This window comes from Pseudomonas marginalis, from assembly GCF_008692035.1.
GTDB classification, from domain to species: domain Bacteria; phylum Pseudomonadota; class Gammaproteobacteria; order Pseudomonadales; family Pseudomonadaceae; genus Aquipseudomonas; species Aquipseudomonas marginalis.
The window spans coordinates 855,387-875,469 of the sequence record NZ_VTFG01000002.1 but is presented as its reverse complement, the minus strand read 5'-3'; the positions used below and the strand labels follow the sequence as shown (position 1 = coordinate 875,469).

Sequence of the window (20,083 nt, the reverse complement as noted above, 5' to 3'; positions counted from 1 at the left end):
GGCAAAAAAGCAGCGATGTAAACTTGAGTTGATCGTTTTTGAGCCTGTCTTATACTCGGCAGTTCAACGCGATCGGCTCAACAATAACAATCAAGTGGGAGTGAACAGATGGCAACGCGCGAGACAGGCAATGTGAAGTGGTTCAACGACGCCAAGGGCTATGGCTTCATCCAGCGTGAAGATGGCAAGGATGTGTTTGTGCACTACCGCGCCATTCGCGGCGACGGCCACCGTTCGTTGGCCGAGGGCCAGCAGGTGGAATACGCCGTGGTAAGCGGCGAGAAGGGGTTGCAGGCGGAGGATGTGGTCGGTCTGTAAGTTCACCACTGAACCCATGTGGGAGGGGGCTTGCTCCCGATGGCAGAGTGTCAGTCACTGAATACATTGGCTGATACACCGCTATCGGGGGCAAGCCCCCTCCCACATTTGACTGGGTTCGCAATTCAGGCTCAGGCAGTTTTCCAGGTGATCTGCTCTTCACCGTCCGCGCTGATGCGAATCCAGGTGTCGGCGCTTTCCTCACCTTCTTCCTCGACCCAGCTCCCCGGTGCGCAGCGCACTTCCACGTTCAGCGCAGCAAACGCAGCGCGGGCGCAGGCAATGTCGTCTTCCCACGGCGTCTGGTCACTTTCCAGGTACAGGCTGTTCCACTTGCCTACGGCTTTCGGCAGCCAGGTGACCGGCACATTGCCGGCCTTGCACTTGTAGGTCTGGCCACGCTGGACCCAGTCGCTGCAAGGGCCCAGGGCAGCGCCCAGCCAGGCGGCGATGGCCTTGTAGTCGACGTCGGCGTCCTTCAGGTAAATCTCGATATCGGGTTGGCGCATGGATATTCCTCGTTGCGGGATTCGAAAATCCATTCGCGGATGGTTAAAAGTCGGTTATTGAAGCACGAAATAATCGTAGCGCATCGATACCGTGACCAGCAGCGGCTCGGCCGCCTCGATCACCTCGGCACGGCGTTCGGCACTGGCGCGCCAGCCGTGGGGGGTCATGGCCAGCAGGTTGGCGCGGTCCTGGGGCTCGGCCAGGCTTAACTTGAATTCCAGGGTTTCACTGTGGGCCAGGCTCATGCCGTCCGGCACCAGGGCCAGGTGCTTGTCGTCGGTGTACTCGCGCACTTCGTCGTACAGGCGCTCGCGCAGTTCCATCAGGTGGCCGCTGGTCGGGCCGACCTTCATCAGGCCGCCGCCGGGACTGAGCAGGCGCTTGGCCTCTTGCCAATCCAACGGGCTGAACACACTGGCGAGGAACTGGCAGCTGGCGTCGGCCAACGGCACGCGGGCCATGCTGGCGATCAACCAGGTCAGCGCCGGGTCGCGTTTGCACGCGCGCTTGACCGCTTCCTTGGAAATGTCCAGGGCGTAGCCATCGGCATGGGGCAGGGCCGCGGCGATTTGCGCGGTGTAGTAACCCTCGCCGCAACCGATGTCCACCCAGCGCTGCGGTGCGCGTTCGGCGGCCAGCTCGGCCAGGCGCCTGGCCACCGGGGCGTAGTGCCCGGCGTTGAGAAAGTCACGGCGCGCCTCGACCATCGCCAGGTTGTCGCCCGGGTCGCGGCTGTTCTTGTGCTGCACCGGCAGCAGGTTCAGGTAACCCTGGCGCGCGCGGTCGAAACGGTGCCCGGCCGGGCACGCCACGCCATTGTCCACCGCGTTGAGCGGGGCGCTGCAAATGGGGCAGGCCAGCATCAGGCGAGCAACTTGATCAGGGTCTGGTAATAGATTTCGGTCAGCACGTCGAGGTCGCTGGCCAGGATCCGCTCGTTGACCTGGTGGATCGTCGCGTTCACCGGGCCCAACTCGACCACCTGGGTGCCGAGGGTCGCAATGAAGCGCCCATCGGAGGTGCCGCCACTGGTGGAGGCCTGGGTCTCACGCCCGGTGATCGCCTTGATGCTGGCCGACACCGCATCGAGCAACGCGCCCGGCTCGGTGAGGAACGGCAGGCCAGACAGCGCCCACTCCACATGCCAGTCCAGGCCATGCTTGTCGAGAATCGCCGCAACGCGCTGTTGCAGGCCTTCGACCGTGGATTCGGTGGAAAAACGGAAGTTGAACACCGCCGTCAGGTCACCCGGAATCACGTTGGTGGCGCCGGTGCCGGAGTTGAGGTTGGAGATCTGGAAGCTGGTCGGTGGGAAGAAGGCGTTGCCGTTGTCCCAGTGCTCGGCGGCCAGTTCGGCCAGGGCCGGTGCGGCCAGGTGGATCGGGTTCTTCGCCAGGTGCGGGTAGGCCACATGGCCCTGTACGCCGCGCACGGTCAGGGTGGCGCCGAGGGAGCCGCGACGGCCGTTCTTGACCACGTCACCTACCAGGGTGGTGCTCGACGGTTCGCCGACGATGCACCAGTCCAGGCGCTCCTTGCGCGCAGCCAGGCGTTCGATCACGGCCTTGGTGCCATGGTGCGCCGGGCCTTCTTCATCGCTGGTGATCAGGAAAGCGACCGAGCCCTTGTGGTCCGGGTAGTCGCTGACGAAGCGCTCGGCCGCCACCAGCATGGCGGCCAGGCTGCCCTTCATGTCGGCCGCGCCACGCCCGCAGAGCATGCCGTTTTCGTCGATCAAGGCGTCGAACGGGTCGTTCTGCCAGGCTTGCACCGGACCGGTGGGGACCACGTCGGTGTGGCCGGCGAAGCACAGCACCGGGCCGTCATGCTTGCCATGGGTGGCCCAGAAGTTGTCCACGTCCTCGATGCGCATCGGCTCCAGCGCAAAACCGGCGTCGCCCAGGCGCTGCATCATCAGCTTCTGGCAATCGGCGTCGATCGGCGTGACCGAGGGACGACGGATCAGGTCGATGGCAAGTTGAAGGGTCGGCGAAAGGTCGGCATGGGCCGTCATGGGAAAACTCCGGGAAACATGTCTGGAAGAGCAGGGCGGGCGGACAAAACGGCCGTTATCTTATAGCAAAACGGCGGCCAGAGGCCGCCGTTTAGTGCATTGCGCAAGTTTTTAAGCCACAGGTGCAGGCTCAGGTGCCACGGCCGGTTTCGGCAGCGACGACAGGAACGCCATGATCAACGCCGCCACATACGGCAGCGATTGCACCAGCAGCATCACCACCCAGAAACGTATGTCATTGCTCGGCAGGCCCTGCACCAGGTAGATCCCCAGCGCCGCGCCCCACAACAGCAGCATGATGAACATTTCTTCGCGGGCTTCGGAAATCGCTACCCAGAAGCCGTGGTTATCCGCGTTTTTCGGTGTACGAAAGAACGGAATGCTGGTGGTGAAGAAGCCATACAGCACCGCCTTGGCGATGGTGTGGGACAACGCCAGGCCAGCCAGGGCGGCGCAGAATGCATCCTTGAGGTTCACACCTACCGCGCGGCGGTAGAGGAAGATGATCTTGCCCACCTTGAACACGAATAACGCCAACGGCGGGATCGCGAAAATCAACAGCGGCGGGTCGACCCGCGTCGGCACGATGATCATCGCCGCCGACCACAACAGCGCGCCGACGGTGAAGAAGATGTTCATGCCGTCCGCCACCCACGGCAACCAGCCCGCGAGGAAGTGGTAGCGCTGGCCACGGGTCAGCTCGGTGTCCTTGCCACGCAACAGGCTGGCGGTGTGGCGCTTGATGATCTGGATCGCGCCATAGGCCCAGCGGAAACGCTGTTTCTTGAAGTCGATAAAGGTATCCGGCATCAGGCCCTTGCCGTAGCTGTCGTGGTAGTACGCCGCCGACAGGCCTTTCTCGAATACCCGCAGGCCCAGTTCGGCGTCTTCGCAGATGCACCAGTCGGCCCAGCCCAGTTCCTCGAGCACCGAGCGACGGGTCATGGTCATGGTGCCGTGCTGGATGATCGCGTCGCGGTCGTTACGGGTGACCATGCCGATATGGAAGAAGCCTTTGTATTCGGCGTAGCAGAGCTTCTTGAAGGTGCTTTCGTTCTGGTCGCGGTAGTCCTGCGGCGACTGCACCACGGCGATTTTCGGGTCGGCGAAGTGCGGCACCATGTGCTTGAGCCAGTTCGGCGACACGCAGTAGTCCGAGTCGATCACCGCGATCACTTCGGCATCCTTGGCGGTGTGCGGGATCAGGTAGTTCAGTGCACCGCCCTTGAAACCGGCCAGGGGGGCGACGTGGAAAAACTTGAAGCGCGGGCCCAGGGTTTCGCAGTAGTCGCGCACCGGTTCCCATACCGCCGGGTCCTTGGTGTTGTTGTCGATGATCAGGACTTCGTAGTCCGGGTAATCGAGGGCGGCCAGGGCGTCGAGGGTCTGTTTGACCATCTCTGGCGGCTCGTTGTAGCACGGCACATGGATCGACACTTTCGGGCGGTAGTCCGATTCCCCTTCCACCGGCAGGAATTCACGCCGGCGCTTGTGGGTCCATACCGCTTCCGCCAGTTCGTGGGCTTCGGTCAGCAACACAATGAACACGCCCAGGGCGCCCAGGGCCAACAAGATGCCGACGGTCACGCTGAACCAGGTGCTGTATTGCTGGCTGTAGTCGTAGCCGATCCACACCAGTACCGAACCGCAGAGGAACGCGATAAAGGTCAGGAAGGTGCGGCCACGCTGGCGCAGGGATGAGCCGTCGATCATCAGCAGGGTCAGGGACAGCAAGGCGAGCACCACCGAGCCGATCGCCAGGACGCGCCACTGCGGGATTGCCACCACCGGCCCTTCGAAGTTGAATTTCTGCTGGCGCGCGGCGTTGTAGACGCCCCAATACGCGCCGGCCGAGCCTTCGTCGCTGACCTTCCACGGCTGGTCGAAGGCCTCGATCACGAAGTAGTTGTAGCCCTGGCGGTTCAGCTTGTTCACCAGCGTACGCAGGTAAATGGCCTGGTCTGCGGGGGACGTTTCATTCCCGCCGCGCATACGGCCGTTACTTGGCCAGCCCACTTCCGACAACAGCAGCGGCTTTTTCGGGAACAGTTTCTTCAGGTCCCTGGCGCGGTCGAGTACGTACTGGCCGGCCTTGTCCATCGGGATGTATTCCCAGAACGGCAGGATGTGCGCGGCGATCAGGTCGACGTGCTTGGCCAGTTGCGGGTTCTTTTCCCAGATATGCCATTGCTCGGAGGTCGTCACCGGGACTTTCACGGCGGCGCGCACTCGGTCCAGCAGCACAATCAGCGCTTCAGGGGTGATCTCTTCACGGAACAGCGCCTCGTTACCGACCACAACCCGCACGACACTGCGCGAGCTGTTGGCGATCTCGATGGCGCGCTGGACTTCGCGCTCGTTACGCTCCAGGTCCGGGCTGATCCAGATCCCCAGGGTTACGCGCAGGCCGAACTCTTCGGCCAGCTTGGGAATGTCCCCCAGCGTGCCGTCGACCGAGTAGGTGCGGATGTTATCCGTCAGCTTGCTCATGATCTCCAGATCGCGACGCATCTGCTCGTCGGTGGGGTACTGGTCTTTCTGCGGGTACTGGCCTTGCTGGAACGGCGAGTAGGAAAAACCGGAGATCTGCTCGGGCCAGTTGGGAGCAGTGACCGGGCGGTTGATCAGCGCCCAGAAGCCGGTGAACAGCGCGGCAATTGCCAGCACTATCACCAGGTTGAGTCCAAATTTACGCGATGCCATGGTTATGTCGGGTTCCAAAGGGTGTGGAACGAAAAGAGGTGTCGGCCTGCACCGAACGGCGCGCATCCTACACCGGCCTTTCCCTGACCGTACAGCAAGCCGAGAAAAACCGGACATTGGGCAGCGAAAGTACATCTAAGTTCTTAACTTGTAGCTTGTAGCTTAAAACTTGTCGCTGCGTAGTCCTATAATGCGCGCCGGTTTTTGGGGTAATGGTCATGAGTACAGAAGATCCGCGGTTTGCAGGCGTCGCCCGCTTGTATGGCATTGAAGGCCTGGAGCGCTTGAAAGCGGCCCATGTGGCGATCGTCGGCGTCGGCGGCGTCGGCTCGTGGGCGGCGGAAGCCATGGCCCGTTGCGGAGTGGGCGAGATTTCGCTGTTCGACCTGGACGACGTCTGCGTCAGCAACAGCAACCGCCAGTTGCACGCCTTGGACAGCACCGTGGGCAAGCCCAAGGTCGAGGTGATGGCCGAGCGCCTGCGCGCGATCAACCCGGATTGCACGGTGCATGCGGTGGCGGATTTCGTCACCCGCGACACCATGGCGGAGTACATCACGCCCAACATTGATTGCGTGATCGACTGCATCGACGCCGTCAATGCCAAGGCCGCGCTGATCGCCTGGTGCAAGCGCCGCAAGATCCAGATCATCACCACCGGTGGCGCCGGTGGGCAGATCGACCCGACGCTGATCCAGGTCTGTGACCTGAACCGCACCTTTAATGACCCCTTGGCGTCGAAAGTGCGCTCCACCTTGCGCCGTGACTACGGTTTTTCCCGCACCGTGACCCGCCATTACAGCGTGCCGTGCGTGTTTTCCACCGAGCAACTGCGCTACCCCAAGCCGGATGGCAGCATCTGCCTGCAGAAGAGTTTTGTCGGTGATGGGGTGAAGCTGGACTGCGCCGGCGGGTTTGGCGCGGTGATGATGGTGACGGCGACCTTCGGCATGGTCGCGGCGACCAAGGCGGTGGACAAGATTGTGGCCGGGGTGCGCAGGCCTTCGGAGCGGGTCAAGCCCGCCTGAGCCTCAGAACGTTACACGGTTCAAATGTGGGTATGACTGAGTTCGCGCATGCGCTGCAGGACTGCATTCAGCCCATTGCTGCGCGACGGCGACAGTTGACGGGAAAGCCCCAGCTGATTGAACCAGTCAGGCAAGTCGACCGCCTGCAACTCGTCCGCCGACAGCCCATTGACCCGCGCCAGCAGCAATGCCACCAAGCCACGAATCATCCGCGCATCGCTGCTCGCGGCGAACTGCCAGTGGCCATCGTGCAAGCGCCCCACCAACCACACCAGGCTCTCACAGCCCTGCACCAGGTTGGCATCGACCTTCTCCTCGTCCGCCAATACGGGCAGGCGTTCACCCCACTGCATCAGCATGCGTGCCCGCTGTTCCCAACTGCCGACTGACTGGAAGGCCTCCAGCGCAGCTACCGCATCTACCGGCAGGCTCATCGCAGCATATCCAGCGCCCGGTCCAGCGCTTCAAAGAAGCGTTCCAGGTCATCGGAGTCGTTATACAGCGCCAGGGAGACACGGATCGCCCCCGACAAGTGCATCGCCTTGAGCAGCGGCATCGCGCAGTGATGGCCGGCGCGTACGGCAATGCCTTGCTCGGTCAGCAGGTGCGCGAGGTCGGCGTTGTGCACGCCCTCGACCACAAAACTGACCAGCGCTGCTTGCGGCGAGCCCAGCACACGGACGCCATTGCGCGCGTTCAGCCCGCGCAACAGGTAGTCATGCAGGGCCGCTTCATGGGCGAGCACCGCGTGCTGATCCAGCGAACTCAGGTAGTCAAGGGACGCGCCCAGGCCGATCACACCGGCGATCGGCGGGGTGCCGGCCTCGAAGCCCAGCGGTGCCGGGCGAAAGCTCGCGCTTTGGTACTCAGCCTGTTGCACCATCTCGCCACCAAATTGCCAATGGCGCAGGTGATGCAGGGCCTCGTTGCGGCCATAGAGCACGCCGACGCCGTCCGGACCGTACAGCTTGTGGCTGGAAAACACATAGAAGTCGCAGCCCAGGGCCTGCACGTCGTGGCGGCCGTGGACGATGCCTTGGGCGCCATCGACCACGGTCAGGGCGCCGTGGGCCTGGGCCAACGCCAGCAAGGCCGGCAGCGGCTGCCAGGTGCCAAGGACGTTGGACAGTTGGCTCACCGCCAGCAGGCGTGTACGCGGGCCGATCGACTCGGTGGCGGCTTGCAGGTCGATCACGCCGTCATCGCCGAGTGGCAATACCACCAGGGTGAGCGCGCGACGCTTGGCCAGTTGCTGCCACGGCAACAGGTTGGCGTGGTGTTCCAGGGCGCTGATGACAATCTCATCGCCCGCATTGAATAAGTGCTCAAGGCCATAAGCCAGGAGGTTCAGCGCTGACGTCGCGCCGTGGGTGAACACGATTTGCCCGCTGTCACCTGCATTCAACCACTGCGCGACCTTGCTGCGACTGTCCTCGAAGGCCTGGGTCGCATGGGCACCCGGCAAATGCTGGGCGCGGTGCACATTGGCGGCGCCATTGGCGTAGTAATGGCTGATGGCATCCAGCAGGGCCTGGGGTTTTTGCGTCGTCGCGGCGTTGTCCAGATAAGTCTGGTCTTGCCGTTGCAGGGTGGCGATGGCCGGAAAGTCGGCGCGCCAGGGGGAGGGCACAAGCATGGTGTTCAAGACTCGTATAAGCGGGCCCCAGGGTCGGGGCCCGCCAGTGGCATCGAGTGGCTGCTTAGTTGTGAGCGTGCAGCGCTTCGTTCAGTTCGATGGCCGATTTGTGGGTTTTGCACTCCACGGCACCGGTCTCGGAGTTACGGCGGAACAGCAGGTCCGGTTGGCCGGCCAGCTCACGGGCCTTGACCACCTTGACCAGTTGGTTCGACTCGTCCAGCAGCGCAACCTTGGTGCCGGCGGTGACGTACAGGCCCGACTCCACGGTGTTGCGGTCGCCCAATGGGATACCGATACCGGCGTTGGCGCCGATCAGGCAGCCTTCGCCGACCTTGATCACGATGTTGCCGCCGCCCGACAGGGTGCCCATGGTCGAGCAACCGCCGCCCAGGTCCGAACCCTTGCCGACGAACACGCCAGCCGATACACGGCCTTCGATCATGCCCGGGCCTTCGGTGCCGGCGTTGAAGTTGACGAAACCTTCATGCATCACGGTGGTGCCTTCGCCCACGTAGGCACCCAGGCGGATACGCGCGGCATCCGCGATACGCACGCCGCTCGGCACCACGTAGTCGGTCATTTTCGGGAACTTGTCCACCGAGAACACTTCCAGCAACTCGCCACGCAGGCGGGCTTCCAGTTGGCGTTCGGCCAACTCGTTGATGTCGATCGCGCCCTGGCTGGTCCACGCCACGTTCGGCAGTTGCGGGAACACACCAGCGAGGCTCAGGCCATGCGGCTTGACCAGGCGATGGGACAGCAGGTGCAGCTTGAGGTAGGCCTCTGGGGTGGACGTCAGTGCGGCGTCTTCGGCCAGCAAGGTGGCGACCAGCGGCGTGTGGCTTTCGGCCAGGCGGCTCAGCAGGGCGGCCTGGGTAGCGTCGACGCCTTTGAGCGCGTCGGCCAGTTGCAGGGCCTGGGCGACGGTGAAGGTGATCGCCTGGTTGCCTTCGTTGTAGCCGAGGATCGGCGCGATGGCGGCAACGATTTCAGCCGACGGGTTGAGCAGGGGTTGTGCGTAAAACACTTCCAGCCAAGCACCTTGGCGGTTCTGAGTGCCGACGCCGAAGCCCAGGCTGAACAGGGAATTGGACATGCTGTTACCTCTACAAAAATGGAAGGGCTGGCCTACTTGAGGGCCGCCGAATAACTATCTGGCTTGAAGCCAATCAGGGTTCTGTCGCCGAGATCAAGCACCGGGCGCTTGATCATCGAAGGTTGTGCGAGCATCAATTCAATGGCTTTCGACTGATCGAGATCGGCTTTGCGTTCGTCTTCGAGTTTGCGAAAGGTGGTGCCCGCACGGTTCAAAACCACCTGCCAACCGTGCTCGTTGCACCATTGGGTCAAGTGTTCGCGGTCGATACCGGCCGTTTTGTAGTCGTGGAACTCATAGCTCACCGCGTGCTCGTCGAGCCAAGTGCGCGCCTTTTTCATGGTGTCGCAGGCTTTGATGCCGAAAAGGTGCAACGTTTTGCTTGAAGCGGTCAAGGAATTGCCCCCCCTGCTTTACTGATGCAAGTGCCAATGAAAATGAAAGGTCACGGATTATGCCACGCCCAGAGATTTTGGGTGCCGCTCGTCAGCAGCGTGCGACTTTTGTGCAAAAGCCAGCGCGCAGCATAGGCCGGTAAGATAGCCGGGTAATATGGCACTTCAACGGCCAGTTGTTGCCTGATGTGTGTCGTTGCAAGCCGATCGTCCGGGAAACCCGCGTTATGCAAACCGCCTACACCGTTCTTATCCTGCTGATGCTGGTCAGCGTTTCGCGTCTGGTCGGGCGTGTCATCCCCCTGCCGTTACCCCTGGTGCAGATTGCCGCCGGCGCCTTGCTGGCCTGGCCCACGCTGGGACTGCATGTGGCGCTGGACCCGGAGCTGTTCCTGTTTCTGTTCCTGCCACCGCTGCTGTTCTCCGATGGCTGGCGCATGCCCAAGCGCGAATTGTGGCGCCTGCGTGGGCCGATCCTGACACTCGCCGTCGGGTTGGTGCTGTTCACCGTGGTCGGTGCCGGCTACTTCATTCATTGGCTATTGCCGACAATCCCGCTGCCGGTGGCCTTCGCCCTCGCGGCCGTGTTGTCGCCCACCGATGCCGTGGCCGTGTCGGCAATTGCCCAGAACCGCTTGCCGACGCCGCTGATGCATATGCTCCAGGGCGAAGCGTTGATGAATGACGCCTCGGGCCTGGTGACCTTCAAGTTCGCCTTGGCGGCCGCGTTGACCGGTGTGTTCTCGTTGGCCGATGCCAGCCTGACCTTTGTCTTGGTGGCCTTGGGCGGCCTGGCGGTGGGGGTGGCGCTGAGTTGGCTGGTCGGCCGCCTGCGCGCCTGGATGATTGCCCGGGGCTGGGACGACCCGGCAACGCATGTGGTGTTCATGTTGCTGCTGCCGTTTGCGGCCTACGTGTTGGCCGAGCGGCTCGGCGCCTCGGGCATCTTGTCGGCGGTCGCGGCGGGCATGATGCAGAGCTGGCTCGACCTGCTGCCTCGCCAGACCAGCACGCGCCTGCTCAATCGCAGTGTCTGGTCATTGCTGGAATTTGCCTTCAATGGCCTGATCTTCCTGCTGCTGGGCCTGCAATTGCCGGACATCATCAAGGCCGTGGCCAGTCATGAGCCGACGCTGTGGCCCACCTTGTTGTATCGCTGCCTGGATGTGATTGCGATTTTCCTGGTGCTGGTGGTGTTGCGTTTTATCTGGGTGCAGAGCATCTGGCGCCTGTCGGGTTTGCTCCGGCGACTGCGTGGGAAAAGTGAGTTGACCCTGGTGCCCACTGCGCGTTCCTGCTGGCTGTTGACCGTGGGCGGTGTTCGCGGTGCGGTGACTCTGGCCGGTGTAATGTCGGTGCCATTGCTGCTGGTTCCAGGCCAGGATTTCCCCGAGCGCGACCTGCTGATCTTTATCGCGGCCGGTGTGATCCTGCTGTCACTGATCGCCGCCTGCATCGCCCTGCCGCTGCTCTTGCGGGGCGTTGAAAAAAGTCCGGACGAAAAGCGCCATAACGAAGTGCGCGAGGCCTGGAAAAAAACCGCCGTGGCAGCGATTCACGCATTGGAGGCGGAAGAGCCCTTAGACTCGGAAACCTCCGACGCCGCCCAGGCGGCGCTGGCTACGGAGCTAAAGGCACGGTTGATGTCGGAATACCGCCATCAGTTGGAGGTGTTCAACGACTCAGCCGAAGCCCAGGCGCTCGCGATGCAGATGGACCTGCTCGAGCGAAAGCTGCGGCTCAAGGCCCTGCGTGCGCAACGCTTGGAGTTGTACAGCTTGAGCCGTCATCACCAAATTGGTGATGACGTTTTGAGGGAAGTGCTGGCGGAGCTGGATATGAGTGAGGCGAATCTGGGCCAGGTGAAATGACCCGGTTGCTTACCGACGACGCTGAATGAAATCGCGAATCCGTTCAGCCGCTTCCACACACTCGGCCAGCGGCGCAACCAACGCCAGGCGTACGCGCCCGGCGCCGGGGTTCACGCCATCCACTTCCCGGGACAGGTAAGAACCCGGCACCACGGTCACGTGTTCCTCCACGAACAAATCGCGGCAGAACGCGGCATCATCGCCTTGCACATTCGGCCACAGGTAGAAGCCGCCGTCCGGGGCCTGTACGTCCAGCACCGGCTTGAGGATTGCCAGCACGGCATCAAACTTCTCGCGGTACAGGTCGCGGTTGGCCTGCACATGGGCCTCGTCCTGCCAGGCCGCGATGCTTGCCAGCTGGGTTTGCACCGGCATCGCACAGCCATGGTAAGTGCGGTATAGCAGGAAACCCTTGAGGATTTCGGCGTCGCCCGCGACAAAACCGGAGCGCAGGCCTGGCAGGTTGGAGCGCTTGGACAGGCTGTGGAACACCACGCAACGCTTGAAGTCCTGGCGGCCCAGCTCGACGCACGCGCTGAGCAGGCCCGGTGGCGGGGTTTGTTCGTCGAAGTACAGTTCGCTGTAGCACTCGTCGGCGGCGATAACGAAGTCATATTCGTCGGCCAGGGCGATGAGTTTTTTCAGGGTGTCGACCGGGATCAGTGCACCGGTCGGGTTGCCGGGGGAGCACAGGAACAGGATCTGGCAGCGTTTCCAGATGTCCGGCGATACCGCGTCGAAATCCGGGTTGAAGCCGTTTTCATCCAGGCATGGCAGGTAATGCGGCTTGGCCCCGGCCAGGAACGCGGCGCCTTCGTAGATCTGGTAGAAGGGGTTCGGGCTGACCACCAGCGCGTCGTCGCCTCGGTTGACCACGGTCTGGGTGAAGGCGAACAGCGCTTCACGGGTGCCGTTGACCGGCAGGATAGTGCGCGCCGGATCCAGCCAGCCCTTGGGTACGTCGAAGCGGCGTTCGCACCAGGCACCGATGGCCTCCCGCAGGGCCGGGATGCCCAGGGTGGTGGGGTAGACCGCCATCTGGTCGAGGTTGTTGGCCAGGGCATCGGCAACGAACTGCGGCGATTTGTGCTTGGGTTCGCCGATGGACAGCGCGATCGGGCGCTTGTCCGGGTTCGGCGTGACGCTGCCCAGCAGGGCGCGCAGCTTTTCGAACGGGTAGGGCTGGAGCTGGTTCAGGGCGTTGTTCATCGGTGGATCTCGTGCAAGGCGTTAAAAACTGGGAGGGGAGCGGTAGGCCGCTCCTGGTATCAAATCGTCAGGCGCGTCAGCTCGACACCGGGTTCCTGGGGCACGCTCAGCTGCTGCACGATCGCCGCCTGCAAGCGCAGGCACAGCTCCGGGTCGGACAGCGGCTGGTTATCGGCATCGGTAATAAAGAACACGTCCTCCACGCGCTCGCCGAGGGTCGCAATCTTGGCGTTCTGCAGTGACAAATCGAATTCCAGGAAAATGCCGCCGATTCGTGCCAGCAGGCCTGGCCGGTCCGGTGCGCTGAGTTCCAGCACGGTCACCGGGCGCTGTGCATCGTTGGAAATGGTCACCTGGGGCGCAAAGGCAAAGTGCTTGAGCTGACGCGGTACCCGGCGCTGGATGATCGTCGGGTAGTCGTCGGGGTTACGCAGGGCTTCGGTCAGGCCTTCGCGGATCTTTTTCACCCGCGCCGGGTTATCGCCGATGGACTCGCCTTCGGTGTCGAGCACGATATAGGTGTCGAGGGTGAACTGGCTGCTGGAGGTGATCACCCGTGCGTCGTGGATGTTCAGGTTGAGCTGGTCCATGGCCGCCACGGTCACGGCGAAGAAGTCGTGCTGGTCGGGCGCATAGATGAAGATCTGCGTGCCACCTTCGAATTCGCGCTGGGTGGTTTCCTTGATCAACACCAGCGGGCCGCCATCGGCCGGCTGCTGCAGGATCGCGTCACTGTGCCAGGCCACATCGCCGGCGGTGTGGCGCAGGAAGTAATCGTCCCCCAATTGCGACCACAGTTGCTCGACGTCGTCCGGGTCGTTGCCGCCGCGCACCAGGATGTCCAGGGCGGCGCTTTGGGTGCGGCGGATCTGCTCTTCGCGGTCCACTGGGTTTTCCAGGCCACGGCGCAGCGCGCGCTTGGTCTCGGTGTAGAGCTGGCGCAACAGGCTGGCGCGCCAGGAATTCCACAGGGTCGGGTTGGTGGCGTTGATGTCGGAAACGGTCAGCACGTACAGGTAGTCGAGGCGGGTTTCATCGCCGACAATCCCGGCGAAGTCGTGGATCACCTGCGGGTCGGACAAGTCCTTGCGCTGGGCGGTGGTCGACATCACCAGGTGGTTCTGCACCAGCCACACGATCAGGCGGCTGTCCCACAACGGCAGTTGGTGGCGTTGGCAGAACGCCTCGGCATCGACTGCGCCGATTTCCGAGTGATCGCCATGCCGGCCCTTGCCGATGTCGTGGTACAGGCCGGCCAGGTAGATCAACTCCGGTTTGGGCAGCTTGGCCATGAGCTTGCTGGCCAGCGGGAATTTCTCTGACACCTGGGTGTACTGCAACTTGCGAAGGTGCTTGATCAGGTTGAGGGTGTGGGCGTCCACGGTGTAGATGTGGAACAGGTCGTGCTGCATCTGCCCGACGATAAACCCGAACTCCGGCAGGTAACGCCCGAGGATGCCATAGCGGTTCATGCGCCGCAGGTTGCGGTGGATGCCGATCTTGCACTTGAACAGCTCGATAAACAGGCTGGTGTTGCGAATGTCGTTGCGAAAGTCATCGTCGATCAGGTGACGGTTTTCCCGCAGCAGGCGGATGGTGTCGGCGCGTACGCCCTTGATTTCCGGCTGCTGGGCCATCAGCACGAAGATTTCCAGCATGGCGAACGGAGTGCGGCGGAACACGTTGTCGTTGCGTGCCTCGATATAGCCGTCGTGCAGTTGGAAGCGCGAATTGATCGGCTGCGGCGGTGCTTCGTCTTCCGGAGCGAGGATCACTTCTTCGAAATGCTGGATGATCAGGTCGCTGAGCTGGGCAATGCTCATGACCACCCGGTAGTACTGCTGCATGAAGCTTTCGATGCTGGTCTTCGCGTCTTCGCCTTCAAACCCCAGCAGGGTGGCGATGGAGCGCTGGTGGTCGAACAGCAGGCGATCTTCGGAGCGCCCGGCGAGCATGTGCAGGGCGTAGCGCACTTTCCACAGGAATTCCTGGGACGATGCCAGCAGGGCGTTTTCGCTCTCCACCAGGAAGCCTTCTCCGGCCAGGGCGCGCAGGTTCAGGGTGCCGTATTGGCGACGTGCGACCCACAGAATCGTCTGGATGTCGCGCAACCCGCCCGGCGAGCCTTTGACGTTGGGTTCGAGGTTGTATTCGGTGTCGTTGTACTTGTGGTGCCGGGCCTTCTGCTCGGCACGCTTGGCCAGGAAGAAATCCTTGCTCGGCCACATGTGCGCGGTGCTGGTGACTTCGAGCATGCGCTGGCGCAGGCGCTCGGGGCCGGCGATGGTGCGGCTTTCCATCAGGTTGGTGATGACGGTCAGGTCGGCGCGGGCCTCTTCGGCGCACTCATCCACCGAGCGCACGCTCTGGCCGACTTCCAGGCCGATGTCCCACAGCAGTGTCAGAAAGCGCTCGATGGAATCGCGAAAGATCTCATGGTCGGCGCTGTCCAGCAGGATCAGCAGGTCGATGTCGGAGTACGGGTGCAGCTCGCCACGACCGTAGCCGCCGACCGCTACCAGGGCAATATCGGCGTCTTCGCTCCAGCTGAACTGTTCCCAGGCCTTTTGCAGGATGTTATCGACGAACCAGGCGCGGTCTTCGATCAGTCGGCGGATGTCCCGGCCGCTGCGAAAGCGCTCGTCGAGCACCTCGCGGGCCTGGCGGATCGCCTTTTTGAATGCGGCGATGGGGCTCGCCTTCAGTGCCAGCTCGGCCTGGAACTGGCCACGATCGAAGAGTTCGGGATCCACCTGGGGCATTGATCGGCTTTCCTTTCTATCTATCAGTCAGTCACAACACAGTTTGGGAAAACCTTGGCAGCCCTTCACGCCGAAACGCGTGGGATCGTGTCGTCGGCGCGCAGGGTGAAGATCTCGTAGCCGGTCTCGGTGACCAGCAGGGTGTGTTCCCACTGGGCCGAGAGCTTGCGGTCCTTGGTGATGGCGGTCCAGCCGTCGCCCAGCACCTTGGTGTCGGCCTTGCCCTGGTTGATCATCGGCTCGATGGTAAAGGTCATGCCTGCCTTGAGCTCCATGCCGGTGCCGGCGCGGCCGTAGTGCAGGATCTGCGGTTCTTCGTGGAAGACCGTACCGATACCGTGACCGCAGAATTCGCGCACTACCGAGAAACCGTTCTTTTCGGCGTGCTTCTGGATCACTTCACCGATGTCGCCCAGGCGGCAGCCAGGCTTGACGATCTCGATGGCCTTGTACATGCATTCCTGGGTGACCTGGGACAGGCGCTCGGCCCAGACCGGCACGGTGCCGACGTGGAACATGCGGCTGGTGTCGCCGAAGTAGCGGTCCTTGATCACGGTGACGTCGATGTTCAGGGTGTCGCCGTCCTTCAACGGCTTGTCGCCCGGAATCCCGTGGCAGACCACGTGGTTGACCGAAGTGCAGATCGACTTGGGGAAGCCCTTGTAGTTCAGTGGCGCAGGAATGGCGCCCTGCACATTGACTATATAGTCGTGGCAGATCTGGTTCAGGGTTTCCGTGGTAACGCCGGGCTTGACGTGCTCGGCAATCATTTCCAGCACGTCGGCAGCCAGTTTGCCGGCAATGCGCATGCCGGCGATGTCTTCGGCGGTTTTCAAACTAACGGTCATACAGGCTCTCTCTAGCGCGATGCGCTGAAATCAATACGGTTTACGGGCGTGCGACAAAAGGTTGCAGAACTCGCACAAGCGCCAAAAAACGCGATTCTAACAGACGCGGGCGGCAAATCATGAGCCCCCGACGATCGCTTCTCTCTATCAGATGGGGTTATATCGGCTCTATTCAAAGGCTTGCGTACACGTCGCCCAGGCCAAATGTGATTGCGTGTTTCGTTTTCGCCCTTCGTGTGGTATAAAATGCGCCGCTTTCCGGGGATACCCCGAAAAGCTTAAATCCACACACGTGTCGACACGATGACCTGGGTGCCGGAGGCCTTGATGCCGCTGGTTGGTCATTGGGATACGTGGAGGCCAAACCCGACTTATTAAGGAACTATCATGTCCCAAGTCAACATGCGCGATATGCTGAAGGCCGGTGTGCACTTCGGTCACCAGACCCGTTACTGGAACCCGAAAATGGGTAAGTACATTTTCGGCGCGCGTAACAAGATCCACATCATCAACCTTGAAAAAACCCTGCCAATGTTCAACGAAGCTCTGACTTTCGTAGAGCGCCTGGCCCAGGGCAAAAACAAGATCCTGTTCGTCGGCACCAAGCGTTCCGCTGGCAAGATCGTTGCTGAAGAAGCAGCACGTTGCGGTTCGCCGTACGTCGATCACCGCTGGTTGGGCGGCATGCTGACCAACTTCAAAACCATCCGTGCTTCCATCAAGCGTCTGCGTGACCTTGAAGTGCAGGCCGAAGACGGTACTTTCGCCAAGCTGACCAAGAAAGAAGCGCTGATGCGCACTCGTGACCTGGAAAAGCTCGATCGTTCCCTGGGTGGCATCAAGGACATGGGCGGTCTGCCTGACGCACTGTTCGTTATCGACGTTGATCACGAGCGCATCGCGATCACCGAAGCCAACAAGCTGGGCATCCCTGTTATCGGCGTAGTCGATACCAACAGCAGCCCGGAAGGCGTTGACTACATCATCCCAGGCAACGATGACGCCATCCGCGCCATCCAGCTGTACATGGGTTCGATGGCTGACGCTGTCATCCGTGGTCGCAACCACGTTGCTGGTGGCACCGAGCAGTTCGTTGAAGAAGCTCCGGTAGCCGCAGCTGAGTAATTGACGCCCTGGCGTTGACTCAGTAAGCAAAAAGGGGGCTTGGCCCCCTTTTTGCCACCTCGAAAACCATTTGTCAGCAGCGCAGCTACATCACCTGTAACGTGCAGCGGCTAACAAGGGTGGTTCGGGAAGAATTGATCCCCCGTTCGATCGGGTGGAATGGTTGAAAACCTATCCAAGAGGAATTTGAAAATGGCAGCAATTACTGCAGCGTTGGTTAAAGAACTGCGTGAGCGTACCGGCGAAGGCATGATGGATTGCAAGAAAGCCCTGGAAAAGGCTGACGGCGACATCGAAAAAGCCATTGATGACATGCGTGCTTCCGGCGCCATCAAGGCTGCCAAGAAAGCAGGCAACGTGGCTGCTGAAGGCGCTATCGCTCTGAAAGAAGACGGCAAGTCTGCTGTTCTGCTGGAAGTGAACTCCCAGACCGACTTCCTGGCCCTGCAGGACGACTTCAAGGCATTTGTTGCTGCCAGCGTTGAAAAAGCGTTCGCCGACAAGCTGACTGACGTCGCTCCGCTGATCGCCGCTCAAGAAGCTGATCGCCTGGTACTGGTCGGCAAGGTTGGCGAAAACGTCAACATCCGTCGCCTGGTGCGCGTTGAAGGTGATGTTGTCGGTGGTTACCTGCACGGCAACAAGATCGGCGTTGCAGTGGTCCTGAAGGGCGGCAACGTTGAGCTGGCCAAAGACATCGCTATGCACGTAGCGGCCAGCAACCCTGAGTTCCTGCTGCCTTCGGAAGTTTCTGCCGAAGCGATCGAGCGTGAAAAAGCGGTGTTCCTGCAGCTGAACGAAGAAAAAATCAAAGGCAAGCCAGAAAACATTGTTGAGAACATGGTCAAGGGCCGTATCAGCAAGTTCCTGGCTGAGGCAAGCCTGGTTGAGCAGGCGTTCGTCAAGAACCCTGAAATCAAGGTTGGCGAACTGGCCAAGAAAGCCGGTGCTGAAATCGTTTCCTTCACTTACTTCAAGGTAGGCGAAGGCATCGAGAAGCCGGTCGACAACTTCGCTGAAGAAGTTGCTGCCCAGCTGGCTGCCGCCAAGCAATAAGACAGTTTTTAACTGTCGCCCGAAAGAGGCTGCCCGCTCACGCGCGCAGCCTCTTTTCAAATGGGCAGGCCGATTTAATTTGGCTTACCCTCGGAACTGGCTTACAAAGCCGTGTTCCGATGGCGCTGTGAGAGCGTCCAGCTAGAGTGAACGCAAGCCGTAAACGGCTCGCCAAGAATTTTTTAAAAATACGCCGCAGGAGAGATTCGCAATGGCTCAGCAGGGCAGTGGTTATCAGGCTCGCTATAAACGCATTCTACTCAAGCTTAGCGGCGAGGCCCTGATGGGCTCGGAAGAGTTCGGGATCGACCCCAAGGTGCTCGACCGCATGGCGCTGGAAGTCGGCCAGTTGGTCGGCATCGGCGTGCAGGTCGGCCTGGTGATCGGTGGCGGTAACCTATTCCGCGGCGCGGCATTGAGTGCGGCCGGCATGGATCGGGTCACCGGCGACCACATGGGCATGCTGGCCACTGTGATGAACGCCCTGGCCATGCGTGACGCCCTGGAGCGTGCCAATATCTCGGCTATCGTGATGTCGGCTATTTCCATGGTGGGTGTGACCGATCACTATGATCGTCGCAAAGCCATGCGCCACCTGAACGCCAAAGAGGTGGTGATCTTCGCTGCCGGTACCGGCAACCCGTTCTTCACCACGGACTCGGCTGCTTGCCTGCGCGCCATCGAGATCGATGCCGACGTGGTGCTCAAGGCGACCAAGGTAGATGGCGTGTACACCGCAGACCCATTCAAAGACCCGCATGCCGAGAAGTTCGATCATCTGACCTACGATGAAGTGCTGGATCGCAAGCTGGGCGTGATGGACCTGACGGCTATTTGCCTGTGCCGCGACCACAAGATGCCGCTGCGCGTATTTAACATGAACAAGCCCGGTGCCCTGCTGAATATCGTACACGGCGGCGCGGAAGGGACTCTGATCGAGGAAGGCCAACAATGATCAACGAAATCAAGAAAGACGCCCAAGCGCGTATGCAGAAATCCCTGGAGTCTCTGAGCCACGCATTCGGCCAGATTCGTACCGGCAAGGCGCACCCGAGCATCCTGGGCAGCGTGATGGTGCCCTACTATGGCACTGATACCCCGCTGAGCGGCGTGGCCAACGTTACCGTAAAGGATTCGCGCACCCTGCAAGTCGTGGCCTTCGAGCGCAACATGCTCGCGGCAGTCGACAAGGCCATCCAGAGCGCTGGCCTGAACCTCAATCCCACCAACCTGGGTGAGTTGCTGCTGATCTCCATGCCGGCCCTGACTGAAGAAACCCGCAAGGGTTTCACCAAGCAGGCCCGCAGCGCGGCTGAAGATGCACGTGTTGCAGTGCGTAACATTCGTCGTGATGCCTTGGGCGAGCTGAAGAAGCTGGTCAAGGACAAGGAAATCAGCGAAGACGAAGAGCGTCGTGCCGTCGCCGATATCGACAAGCTGACCAAGGAGGCCGAGGCGAAGATCACCCAGGCAACCGACGAAAAAGAAAAGGACCTGATGGCCGTATAA

Annotated in this window: 18 protein-coding genes; 7 read left to right on the top strand and 11 right to left on the bottom strand. The window is 61.4% G+C overall.

The window, feature by feature from the left end; genetic code table 11:
* Positions 1 to 108: 108 nt before the first annotated feature.
* A complete protein-coding gene (locus tag FX984_RS24110; protein WP_017529713.1) occupies positions 109 to 318 on the top strand; it encodes a cold shock domain-containing protein in 210 nt (69 codons plus the stop codon).
* 131 nt (positions 319 to 449) lie between these two features.
* Here FX984_RS24110 and FX984_RS24105 read toward each other — a convergent pair whose 3' ends face one another.
* The 4 genes from FX984_RS24105 to FX984_RS24090 form a co-directional block, all read right to left on the bottom strand.
* Positions 450 to 827: a hypothetical protein gene (locus tag FX984_RS24105; protein WP_065948851.1), complete on the bottom strand. Its 378-nt coding sequence runs from the start codon at positions 825 to 827 to the stop codon at positions 450 to 452.
* Positions 828 to 881: 54 nt separating this feature from the next.
* Positions 882 to 1,691, bottom strand: coding sequence for a putative RNA methyltransferase (locus FX984_RS24100; RefSeq protein ID WP_027604491.1), 810 nt, complete (start codon positions 1,689 to 1,691; stop codon positions 882 to 884).
* Entirely contained in the window at positions 1,691 to 2,842 is a 1,152-nt protein-coding gene (dapE, locus tag FX984_RS24095; RefSeq protein ID WP_027604490.1) for a succinyl-diaminopimelate desuccinylase, read from the bottom strand. The genes FX984_RS24100 and dapE overlap by 1 nt, the downstream gene beginning before the upstream one ends.
* Before the next feature lie 111 nt (positions 2,843 to 2,953).
* Entirely contained in the window at positions 2,954 to 5,545 is a 2,592-nt protein-coding gene (locus FX984_RS24090) for a glycosyltransferase (protein ID WP_141156915.1), read from the bottom strand.
* Between the two features lie 218 nt (positions 5,546 to 5,763).
* Between FX984_RS24090 and tcdA the strand changes: the two genes are divergently transcribed.
* Positions 5,764 to 6,573 carry a tRNA cyclic N6-threonylcarbamoyladenosine(37) synthase TcdA gene (gene tcdA, locus FX984_RS24085; RefSeq protein ID WP_027604488.1) on the top strand — a complete coding sequence of 270 codons (810 nt, stop codon included), beginning with the start codon at positions 5,764 to 5,766 and terminating at the stop codon, positions 6,571 to 6,573.
* A gap of 20 nt (positions 6,574 to 6,593) precedes the next feature.
* On the opposite strand, the gene FX984_RS24080 is transcribed toward tcdA, so the two are convergent.
* The 4 genes from FX984_RS24080 to FX984_RS24065 all read right to left on the bottom strand — a co-directional run bounded on the left by FX984_RS24080 (position 6,594) and on the right by FX984_RS24065 (position 9,649).
* Positions 6,594 to 7,007, bottom strand: coding sequence for a SufE family protein (locus FX984_RS24080; protein ID WP_065938765.1), 414 nt, complete (start codon positions 7,005 to 7,007; stop codon positions 6,594 to 6,596).
* Entirely contained in the window at positions 7,004 to 8,209 is a 1,206-nt protein-coding gene (locus tag FX984_RS24075; protein WP_146475829.1) for an aminotransferase class V-fold PLP-dependent enzyme, read from the bottom strand. The genes FX984_RS24080 and FX984_RS24075 overlap by 4 nt, the downstream gene beginning before the upstream one ends.
* Positions 8,210 to 8,273: 64 nt before the next feature.
* The gene (gene dapD / locus FX984_RS24070) at positions 8,274 to 9,308 is read right to left on the bottom strand and encodes a 2,3,4,5-tetrahydropyridine-2,6-dicarboxylate N-succinyltransferase (protein ID WP_146475828.1); all 1,035 of its coding nucleotides are present in this window, start codon (positions 9,306 to 9,308) and stop codon (positions 8,274 to 8,276) included.
* 32 nt (positions 9,309 to 9,340) lie between these two features.
* A complete protein-coding gene (locus FX984_RS24065; RefSeq protein ID WP_231982825.1) occupies positions 9,341 to 9,649 on the bottom strand; it encodes an arsenate reductase in 309 nt (102 codons plus the stop codon).
* A gap of 281 nt (positions 9,650 to 9,930) precedes the next feature.
* On the opposite strand from FX984_RS24065, the gene FX984_RS24060 reads away from it, so the two are divergent.
* Positions 9,931 to 11,574 carry a Na+/H+ antiporter gene (locus FX984_RS24060; RefSeq protein WP_146475827.1) on the top strand — a complete coding sequence of 548 codons (1,644 nt, stop codon included), beginning with the start codon at positions 9,931 to 9,933 and terminating at the stop codon, positions 11,572 to 11,574.
* 9 nt (positions 11,575 to 11,583) lie between these two features.
* On the opposite strand, the gene dapC is transcribed toward FX984_RS24060, so the two are convergent.
* The 3 genes from dapC to map all read right to left on the bottom strand — a co-directional run bounded on the left by dapC (position 11,584) and on the right by map (position 16,393).
* Positions 11,584 to 12,783 (bottom strand): succinyldiaminopimelate transaminase, encoded by a 1,200-nt coding sequence (gene dapC, locus FX984_RS24055; RefSeq protein ID WP_065938769.1) that lies wholly within the window; start codon positions 12,781 to 12,783, stop codon positions 11,584 to 11,586.
* A gap of 59 nt (positions 12,784 to 12,842) precedes the next feature.
* Positions 12,843 to 15,545, bottom strand: coding sequence for a [protein-PII] uridylyltransferase (locus tag FX984_RS24050; RefSeq protein WP_027604481.1), 2,703 nt, complete (start codon positions 15,543 to 15,545; stop codon positions 12,843 to 12,845).
* Between the two features lie 65 nt (positions 15,546 to 15,610).
* On the bottom strand, positions 15,611 to 16,393 hold the full coding sequence (gene map, locus FX984_RS24045) for a type I methionyl aminopeptidase (RefSeq protein WP_012722594.1): 783 nt from the start codon (positions 16,391 to 16,393) through the stop codon (positions 15,611 to 15,613).
* 387 nt (positions 16,394 to 16,780) lie between these two features.
* On the opposite strand from map, the gene rpsB reads away from it, so the two are divergent.
* The 4 genes from rpsB to frr all read left to right on the top strand — a co-directional run bounded on the left by rpsB (position 16,781) and on the right by frr (position 20,083).
* On the top strand, positions 16,781 to 17,518 hold the full coding sequence (gene rpsB / locus FX984_RS24040) for a 30S ribosomal protein S2 (protein WP_003219330.1): 738 nt from the start codon (positions 16,781 to 16,783) through the stop codon (positions 17,516 to 17,518).
* A gap of 192 nt (positions 17,519 to 17,710) precedes the next feature.
* A complete protein-coding gene (gene tsf / locus FX984_RS24035) occupies positions 17,711 to 18,574 on the top strand; it encodes a translation elongation factor Ts (protein ID WP_027604480.1) in 864 nt (287 codons plus the stop codon).
* A 211-nt stretch (positions 18,575 to 18,785) separates the two neighbouring features.
* Positions 18,786 to 19,529 carry a UMP kinase gene (gene pyrH, locus FX984_RS24030; protein WP_003172271.1) on the top strand — a complete coding sequence of 248 codons (744 nt, stop codon included), beginning with the start codon at positions 18,786 to 18,788 and terminating at the stop codon, positions 19,527 to 19,529.
* Positions 19,526 to 20,083, top strand: a complete 558-nt coding sequence (gene frr, locus FX984_RS24025) for a ribosome recycling factor (protein WP_027604479.1) — start codon at positions 19,526 to 19,528, stop codon at positions 20,081 to 20,083. Before pyrH ends, frr begins: the two co-directional genes overlap by 4 nt.